Source organism: Bradyrhizobium sp. (genome assembly GCF_049581145.1).
GTDB lineage: Bacteria > Pseudomonadota > Alphaproteobacteria > Rhizobiales > Xanthobacteraceae > Bradyrhizobium.
This window is the reverse complement of sequence record NZ_JBAURI010000326.1, coordinates 1-8,767: the sequence shown is the minus strand read 5'-3', so window position 1 is coordinate 8,767 and position 8,767 is coordinate 1. Positions and strand designations below refer to the sequence as shown.

8 protein-coding genes are annotated in these 8,767 nt (G+C 63.5%); 6 read left to right on the top strand and 2 right to left on the bottom strand.

The window, feature by feature from the left end; genetic code table 11:
- Positions 1-111: 111 nt before the first annotated feature.
- Together WCB02_RS10820 and WCB02_RS10815 are read left to right on the top strand one after the other, a co-directional pair.
- A complete protein-coding gene (locus WCB02_RS10820; protein WP_423958127.1) occupies positions 112-705 on the top strand; it encodes a GNAT family N-acetyltransferase in 594 nt (197 codons plus the stop codon).
- A gap of 19 nt (positions 706-724) precedes the next feature.
- Positions 725-2,374, top strand: coding sequence for a GMC family oxidoreductase (locus WCB02_RS10815; protein WP_423958126.1), 1,650 nt, complete (start codon positions 725-727; stop codon positions 2,372-2,374).
- Positions 2,375-2,427: 53 nt separating this feature from the next.
- On the opposite strand, the gene WCB02_RS10810 is transcribed toward WCB02_RS10815, so the two are convergent.
- Entirely contained in the window at positions 2,428-2,994 is a 567-nt protein-coding gene (locus WCB02_RS10810; RefSeq protein ID WP_423958124.1) for a TetR/AcrR family transcriptional regulator, read from the bottom strand.
- Positions 2,995-3,214: 220 nt separating this feature from the next.
- On the opposite strand from WCB02_RS10810, the gene WCB02_RS10805 reads away from it, so the two are divergent.
- Positions 3,215-4,354, top strand: a complete 1,140-nt coding sequence (locus WCB02_RS10805) for an MFS transporter (protein WP_423958123.1) — start codon at positions 3,215-3,217, stop codon at positions 4,352-4,354.
- 481 nt (positions 4,355-4,835) lie between these two features.
- Here WCB02_RS10805 and WCB02_RS10800 read toward each other — a convergent pair whose 3' ends face one another.
- Entirely contained in the window at positions 4,836-5,678 is an 843-nt protein-coding gene (locus WCB02_RS10800) for an AAA family ATPase (RefSeq protein ID WP_423958122.1), read from the bottom strand.
- A 241-nt stretch (positions 5,679-5,919) separates the two neighbouring features.
- Here WCB02_RS10800 and WCB02_RS10795 point away from each other — a divergent pair, with 241 nt between their 5' ends.
- The 3 genes from WCB02_RS10795 to sseA all read left to right on the top strand — a co-directional run bounded on the left by WCB02_RS10795 (position 5,920) and on the right by sseA (position 8,636).
- Positions 5,920-7,095: a vWA domain-containing protein gene (locus tag WCB02_RS10795; RefSeq protein ID WP_423958120.1), complete on the top strand. Its 1,176-nt coding sequence runs from the start codon at positions 5,920-5,922 to the stop codon at positions 7,093-7,095.
- Between the two features lie 127 nt (positions 7,096-7,222).
- The gene (locus WCB02_RS10790) at positions 7,223-7,633 is read left to right on the top strand and encodes a rhodanese-like domain-containing protein (protein ID WP_423958119.1); all 411 of its coding nucleotides are present in this window, start codon (positions 7,223-7,225) and stop codon (positions 7,631-7,633) included.
- Between the two features lie 145 nt (positions 7,634-7,778).
- Positions 7,779-8,636 carry a 3-mercaptopyruvate sulfurtransferase gene (gene sseA / locus WCB02_RS10785; protein ID WP_423958118.1) on the top strand — a complete coding sequence of 286 codons (858 nt, stop codon included), beginning with the start codon at positions 7,779-7,781 and terminating at the stop codon, positions 8,634-8,636.
- Positions 8,637-8,767 lie beyond the last annotated feature (131 nt).

The following is an 8,767-nucleotide window of genomic DNA, read 5'->3' as shown; positions in this document are numbered from 1 at the left end:
CATTCCGGGTCCGGTGCTGGCGCACCATCCCGGAATGACGGAGTATCGTCCCCGTCGTCTGCGGTTCACGCGACGGCGCCCCGATGAACAACAGCACCAACGGAGTCCCGAATGCCCTGGCTTGAACCCGTCACCTTGAGCGGTCCGCATGCGCGGCTCGAGCCGCTGTCGCAAGCCCATCGCGACGGGCTGACCGACGCCGTGAAGGACGGCGACTTGTGGAAGCTCTGGTACACGGCCGTGCCGCGCCCGGAGGACATGGCCAAGGAGATCGATCGCCGGCTCGGCCTGCAGGCAGCCGGTGCGATGCTGCCGTTCACGGTGTTTGATGCCGATGGAAAAGTCGCCGGCATGACCACCTACATGAACGTCGATGCGACGAACCGCCGCGTCGAGATCGGCTCGACCTGGTATGCCAAGCGCGTGCAGCGCAGCGCCGTCAATACGCAGTGCAAATTGCTGTTGCTTTCCCATGCCTTCGAACGGCTTGATTGCATCGCGGTTGAATTCCGCACCCACTTCTTCAACCATCAGAGCCGTCGCGGCATCGAGCGGCTCGGCGCCAAGCAGGACGGCATTCTGCGCAGCCACCAGATTGCGCCGAACGGCACGCTGCGCGACACTGTGGTCTACAGCATCATCGCCGCCGAATGGCCGACGGTGAGAGCTCACTTGAACTATCAGCTCAACGAAAAGGCGCGCTAGCGCCGCTTGTCAGGGTCAAATGGAAACGTTCGATTATGTGATCGTGGGCGCAGGCTCCGCGGGAAGCGTGCTCACCAACCGCCTGAGCGAGGATCCCGGCACAACCATCTGCGTGCTCGAGGCAGGTCCCCGCGACTGGCACCCCTACATCCATCTGCCGGCGGGGTTCATCAAGACGTTCCACATGAAGAGCGTCAACTGGGCCTACCAGCAGGAGGTGGGGCCCTACACCGGCGGGCGCAGCATCTACGCGCCGCGCGGCAAGACGCTCGGCGGCTCCTCCTCGATCAACGGTCACATCTACAACCGCGGCCAGCGGCAGGATTTCGACACCTGGGCGCAACTCGGCAATCGCGGCTGGAGCTATTCGGACGTCTTGCCCTATTTCAAGCGGATGGAGCGCCGGGTCGGCGAGGGCGACGATGCCTATCGCGGCCGCGACGGCAGTCTCACCGTCACGACGATGGAGTGGCGGGACCCGCTATGCGAGGCCTTCATGGCCGGCGCGATGAGCCTCGGCATTCCCCGCAATCCCGATTACAACGGCGCGATCCAGGAGGGCGTCTCCTACGCCCAGCGCACCATCAGGAACGGCCTGCGCGTCAGCGCCGCCACCGCATTTCTGCATCCGGCGCGAAAACGCCCCAACGTCGATGTCCGGACCCATGCGCACGCGACCAGCATCATCTTCGAGGGGAAGCGCGCGGTCGGCGTGCGCTATGTCAAGGGCGGCCGCGGCGGCACGCCCCTCGACGTCCGCGCCAGCAAGGAAGTGATCCTGTCCGGCGGCAGCTATAATTCGCCGCAACTGCTGCAATTGTCGGGGGTCGGCTCGCCCGAATTGCTGCAGTCGCACGGCATCGAGCTGCGCCACGCGCTGCCGGGCGTCGGCGAGGGTTTGCAGGACCATTACGCGCCGCGCTCGGTCGCGCGGGTCAAGAACATCAAGACCATCAACGAGCTCAGGCAGGGCTGGCACCTGTGGGTCGAGGCGCTGAAATGGGCGACCACACGGCGCGGGCTGCTGTCGCTGTCGCCGACCATGGTCTATTGCTTCTGGCATTCCGGCGAGACCACCGAGAGCTCCGATCTGCAGCTCACCTTCACCCCGGCGAGCTACAAGGAGGGCGTGCAGGGCCAGCTCGAAGATCAGCCCGGCATGACGGTCGCGTCCTGGCAGCAGCGCCCGGAGAGCCGCGGCTATGTCCGCATCCGCTCCGCCGATCCGTTCGAGCCGCCGATCATCCAGACCAACTATCTGACAGCGGAGCTTGATCGCCGCGTCGTCGTCGCCGGCATGAAGCTGGCGCGCCGGCTGCTCAGATCGTCGCCATTGTCGCCCTATTACGACTATGAGGATTTTCCCGGACCCGGCGTGCAGACCGACGAGGAGCTGCTGGCGGCCGCCACGCAGCGCGGCACCACCACGTTCCATCCCGGCTGCACCTGCCGGATGGGGCCCGCCGACTCGACCTGGGCCGTGGTCGACGACCAGCTGCGCGTGCATGGGCTGCAAGGCCTGCGCGTGATCGACGCCTCGATCATGCCGCGCATGATCTCGGCCAATCTCAACGCCTCCACCATGATGATCGCCGACAAGGCGAGCGACATGATCCGCGGCAAGAGCGCGCCGGAGGCGGCGAAGGTTCCGGAGCATGTGACGGCCTAGCGATACCTTGCGAACGTGTTGGGAGCGCCGCGTCTGATTTCCGAACCGTCGCTTTAATCCGTCCTTGCCGGCGATTTGATCCGATCCAGCAACGAACGGCAGTAGTCCGGCGTCAATTCCCGGTCGCCGTACAGGATGTGATAGATGATCGGCGCCACCACGTGGTCGGTCACCTCGTCGATATCGAAAGGCGCCTCGCCGCGGGCTTTTGCCCGGGCGACGATGGTGGCGAGATGATCCTGCGTGAAGCATGCGCACTGGACCGGGTAGGCGGTTTGCGACGGCGAGAACACATCCCTGATCAGCGCCCGTCCGACGGGAGATGACATCTCTTCCATGAATTGTTCGATGAAGGCCCGCAGGTCTGACGTTATGGCGCCGGTATCTTCGGGATCGGCGATCGGCCTCAGCCGCTCGACGGCGACATCGGCCAGCAGCGCCGAGAGGTCGCCCCAGCGCCGGTAGATCGTCGACGGCGTCACCCCGGCCTCGGCCGCGATCTGAGGCACCGTGAGATCATCGCGGTCGGTCGTGGCGCTGAGACGCCGCACCGCCTCATGCACCGCGCATTGGATGCGGGCACTCCGTCCCCCGACCCGCACCCTTTCCTTGACAGTCACGGTCACGCTCCTTGCAACCTTGCCATGCCCAAATGCAGGTCCGCCTTAACGCAAATAATTTGCTTTAGGGTTGATCTTCGGCTTCTATTCCTAACGCAATATATTAGCTTTAGGATCCGTCATGCAAGCCTGCCCTGCTAATTCTGAACTCGGGCCAGCCTCCAGCGACGTGCTCGGCGGTGACCTCGGGAGCCGGAGCCGTTCGCTGTCTACGGGCGCCATGACGCTGTTCAGCTTCGCCGGCGCGATGCTGATCGCGGCGAGCAGCAGCGCGGTGACGCCGCTTTACCGGCTTTATCAGGCGTCGATGCATTTGACGCCGTTCTGGATCACGATCGTGTTTGCGGTCTATGTCGCGAGCCTGCTGGCGGCGCTGCTGACGGTCGGCCGATTGTCCGATTATGTTGGCCGCCGGCCGGTGATCCTGGCGGCGCTGCTGCTGAATGCCGCGGCGATGATCCTGTTCGCGGAGGCCCGGGACGTCTGGCAATTGATCCTGGCGCGCGCCGTTCAGGGACTTTGCGTCGGCGTCGGCACCACCGCGCTGGGGGCTGCGATTCTCGATACCAACCGCGTGCGCGGTCCTCTGCTCAACAGTGTCACCACGTTTCTGGGCATGACGGTCGGCGCGCTCGGAGCCGCCGCCTTGATTGCTTTCGCGCCCGATCCGCTGCACAGCGTCTACCAGGTTCTCTTGAGTTTGACGGCGCTGATGATCGCGCTGCTCTGGGCGATGCCCGAAAGCAGCGGACGAAAGTCGGGAGCCATGGCCTCGCTTCGCCCGCATTTCGGCGTGCCGGCACAGTCGAGATCAGTCCTGATCAGGCTCACGCCGGCCAACATGGCGGCCTGGGCGCTCGGCGGCTTCTACCTTTCGCTGATGCCGACCGTGCTGGCAACGGCGATGGGCGTCGGCTCGCCTTGGATCGGAGGTGTCGTCGTTTCAGCGCTGATGTTGACGGCGGCGCTCACGGTGGCGGCGTTGCGGGATTGGCCGGCGCGACGTCTGGTCCTGGCAGGCACCGGCACGTTGGCGTTGGGTGTCGCTGTCTCCCTGTGGGGGATCGGGCAGCATCAGGTCGCCGCGCTGCTGGGGGGGAGCGCGATCGCCGGAGCGGGATTCGGATCGACCTTCTCCGGAACGCTGCGCGCGTTGCTGCCCACGGCCGGTCCCCACGAACGCGCCGGCCTGTTGTCCGCCTACTATCTGCAATCCTATCTGGCGTTCAGCCTGCCGGCCGTCGCGGCCGGCATTTCGGTGCCGCTGATCGGATTGTCAACCGTCGCCTATCTCTACGGCAGTGTCATCGTCCTGCTTGCGGTGATCTCGTTGGTGGCTTCGCTCCGGACCAATCGTTGAGACGGTCCACTGAGCGCCGCCGCGCGCGTGCCGCCCGATGACCCGAATCGGACGACAATGCCTTGAGTGACCAGAACATTGAACGTGGTACTGGAGAAAGCAGCAAACTATTGCGCCGCAGGGCTTGCTTCGAGAAACCCAGCCAGCGCGTTGGTAACGGTCGCGCCGAAGTCTGCAACCTTGGAGACGTCGCGAGGAAAAGGGCGACCAAAGAACGTTGCCTCGTAACAAAGACGGGGAACAAAGGACTTCCCGACTTTTAGGTTTCCTCCGTCAGCGCGCAGCCCGTGATCGCACAAACAGACGACACCAATGCCACGAGAATTTGTTTGTCTGCCAGACTGGGGAAGATCGGAAAATCTGCAGCATCGCCGAAGGGTCCCGCATGCATCGACCCTGACGACGTTCAGGTGACGACCAGTGCCGGCCCAATCCTTCGCAATGACGACGGGTGAATGCGAATCGCCTGCCAGCCGTTCGGTCACACTTCCCGTCGGCTCAAAAACGCCAGCCGCTCGAACAGATGCACGTCCTGTTCGTTCTTCAGCAGCGCGCCGTGCAGCGGCGGGATCAGCTTGCGCGGGTCGCGTTCCCTGAGCATTTCCGGCGTGATGTCCTCGTTGAGCAGGAGCTTCAGCCAATCCAGAAGCTCCGAGGTCGAGGGCTTCTTCTTCAGGCCCGGCACTTCGCGGACCTCGAAGAAGATCCGCAGCGCTTCTTCCACCAGCCGCTTCTTGATATCTGGAAAATGCACGTCGACGATCCGATTCATGGTGTCGACGTCGGGGAACTTGATGTAGTGGAAGAAGCAGCGGCGCAGGAACGCGTCCGGCAATTCCTTCTCGTTGTTGGAGGTGATCATCACGATCGGACGCAGCTTGGCCTTGATGGTCTCGCCGGTCTCGTAGACGAAGAATTCCATGCGATCGAGTTCGAGCAGGAGGTCGTTGGGAAACTCGATGTCGGCCTTGTCGATCTCGTCGATCAGCAGCACCGGCCGCTGCTCGGCGGTGAAGGCCTCCCACAATTTGCCGCGCTTGATGTAGTTGGCGATATCGGACACCTTGGAATCGCCGAGTTGGCTGTCGCGCAGCCGCGATACCGCGTCATATTCGTAGAGGCCCTGCTGCGCCTTGGTGGTCGACTTGATGTGCCAGGTCAGGAGCGGCGCGCCGATCGCCTTCGCCACCTCCTCGGCCAGCACGGTCTTGCCGGTACCCGGCTCGCCCTTTACCAAAAGCGGGCGTTCGAGCACGATCGAGGCGTTGACGGCGACCTTGAGGTCATCGGTGGCGACGTAATCCTTGGTACCGGTAAATTTCATCTTTGGTCCGTGCCTTATGGTCTATTCCTGCCGCGCGCAGCACGCGCATCGTGCCGGTTTGGGGCGATTGTGGTCGTCCCAACAGCGGATTTGGCTGATGTTACGGGGGATAAAGCCTGCTCGGGATCGGATAGTAATTGAAAAACCGGGGAGGTCTAGGCCTTCCGGACCCCGGTCAGGACGCTGGTCAGAACCTTGGGGGCCCTTGACGCAGTGGGCCGGGCGGGCGATCTAAAGTACCATGTTTCTGCAGTTCTTCACTTCGCTCCGCGATGCGCAGGTCCCCGTGACCCTGCGCGAATATCTGACGCTGATGGAAGCGCTCGACGCCGACCTCGCCGAGCAGACGGTGGAGAATTTCTACTATCTCGCGCGCGCGGCCTTGGTGAAGGACGAGCGCAATCTCGACAAGTTCGATCGGGTGTTCGGCACCGTATTCAAGGGGCTTGAGAGCCTGCTCGACGCCATGGAGAAGGCGGACATTCCGGCCGAATGGCTGAAGAAGCTGGCCGAGAAATACCTCACCGAGGACGAGAAGAAGCAGATCGAGGCGATGGGCTGGGACAAGCTCATGGAGACGCTTCGCAAGCGGCTCGAGGAGCAGAAGGGCCGGCACCAGGGCGGCAACAAATGGATAGGCACTGCGGGCACTTCCCCGTTCGGCGCCCACGGCTATAATCCCGAAGGCGTCCGCATCGGCCAGTACAAGAACCGCAATTTCCGCGCCGTGAAGGTCTGGGATCGCCGCGAGTTCAGGGATCTCGACGGCAATGTCGAGCTTGGCATCCGCAACATCAAGATCGCGCTGCGGAGGCTGCGCAAGTTCGCCCGCACCGGCGCTCCCGATGAACTCGATCTCGACACCACGATCAAGGAGACCGCCAACCACGGCTATCTCGACGTGCACATGCGTCCCGAGCGGCGCAACGCGGTCAAGGTCCTGGTGTTCTTCGACATTGGCGGCTCGATGGATTCCCATGTCGAGCAGGTCGAGGAATTGTTCTCGGCGGCGAAGAGTGAATTCAAGCACATGGAATATTTCTATTTCCACAACTGCCTCTATGAGGGCGTCTGGAAGCAGAACCGCCGCCGCTTCACCGACCGCACGCCGACCTGGGACGTGCTGCACAAATATCCGCATGACTACAAGGTCGTATTCGTCGGCGACGCCTCGATGTCGCCTTACGAGGTCATGGTGCCCGGCGGCTCGGTCGAGCATGTCAACGAGGAGGCCGGCTCGGTCTGGCTCGATCGCATCATCCGCACCTATCCGCATGCGGTGTGGCTCAATCCGGTGGCGCAGAAACACTGGGACTATTCGGAATCGACCACGATCATCCGTCGCATTTTCGCGGATCGCATGTATCCGATCACGATCGAAGGTCTGGAAGGTGCGATGAAGGAACTGGTGCGATAGTCGATCGTCATTCCGGGGCGATGCGAAGCATCGAACCCGGAATCTCGAGATCCCCGATGCGCAATTGCGCATCTGAGGTTCGCGCTGGGCGAGCCCCGGAATGACGCCACGAGGAGGAAACAACAAAATGCCCCAAACCATTCACCGCGGCATCAAATCGCTGATCGATGAAGCCAATGCCGAGATCGAAACCCTGAGCGCGGCGGACGCGATCAGGGCGGCCGAAAGCAGCGACGTCATCATCGTCGATATCCGTGATCCCAGGGAGATCGAGCGCGACGGCAAGATCCCCGGCGCGTTCTCCTGCACGCGCGGCATGCTGGAGTTCTGGATCGATCCGTCGAGCCCCTATGCCAAGCCGATCTTCCAGCAGGACAAGAAATTCATCTTCCATTGCGCCGGCGGCATGCGCTCGGCTCTCGCCGCCAAAACTGCGCAGGACATGGGGCTGAAACCGGTCGCCCATATCGGCGGCGGTTTCGCCGCCTGGCGCGACGCGGGCGGACCGGTTGAAAAGCGGGAGCCCAAGAAGGATTGAACCTGCGGCACACATGGACTTGATCCCACGTGTCCATCGTTTCGAAGAAGCCGGATTGCCGGGCATGGGCGAGCGGAAGCGGCGCGGTCCTTTGGACGGCCTCGTGCTGCAATGACGATCAACTGAAAGGCCGGAGACTGCATCCATGACAACCACCGACGATCCGCTGGTCACGACCGACTGGCTCGCCGCCCACCTCGATGATCCCAGGGTCAAGATCATCGACGCCTCCTACAAGATGCCCGGCGTGCTGCCGCTGCCGGAGGACGACCATCTCGCCGGCCACATTCCAGGCTCCGTGTTTTTCAACGTCAACGCCATCGCCGATCCGAACGATCCGCGGCCGCATATGTATCCGAGTGCGGAAGCCTTCGCGCGCGAGGTGTCGGCGCTTGGCATCTCCTCAGGCGATACCGTCGTGGCCTATGATGCCGGCGGCTGGGTCGCGGCTCCCCGGGCGTGGTGGATGTTCCTGTCGTTCGGCCATCGCGGCGTGAAGGTGCTCGACGGCGGCCTGAAGAAGTGGCGCGCGGAGGGCCGTCCGGTCGAGGCCGGCAAGGTGGCGCCGAAGCCGGGACAGTTTCAGGCGCAGCTTGATCCCGCTTATCTGCGCAGCAAGGCACAATTGCTCGACAATCTGACCACTCACAGGGAGCAGGTGGTCGACGCGCGACCGCGGCCGCGCTTCGAGGGCAGTGTCGCCGAGCCGTGGCCGGGCCGCCGCCCCGGGCACATTCCGTTCAGCCGCAATGTGCCTTATGCCGATCTGTTCGATGCTGCGACCGGCGCGATGAAGCCGCTCGATGAGTTGCGCCAGGCGTTCTCAGGCGCCGGGGTCGACATGACGAAACCGATCGTGACGAGCTGCGGATCTGGCGTCTCTGCGCTGGTGCTGACGCTGGCGCTCTATCGGCTGGGCGTGCGCGGCAGCGCGCTCTATGATGGCTCCTGGGCCGAATGGGGATTGCCCGATGGACCGCCGCTCGCGACCGGTCCGGCCTGATCCGTTCCCGCCTGGTCTGTTGGTCCGCAGGCTCAGGGCGTTCGCGCCGGCGTGACGTTGAGCTGCTGTGCGAAGGGATTGGCCTGCTGTTGCGCTGCGGCCTGCTGGGCCGCCGCGCGCCGCGCCAGCGC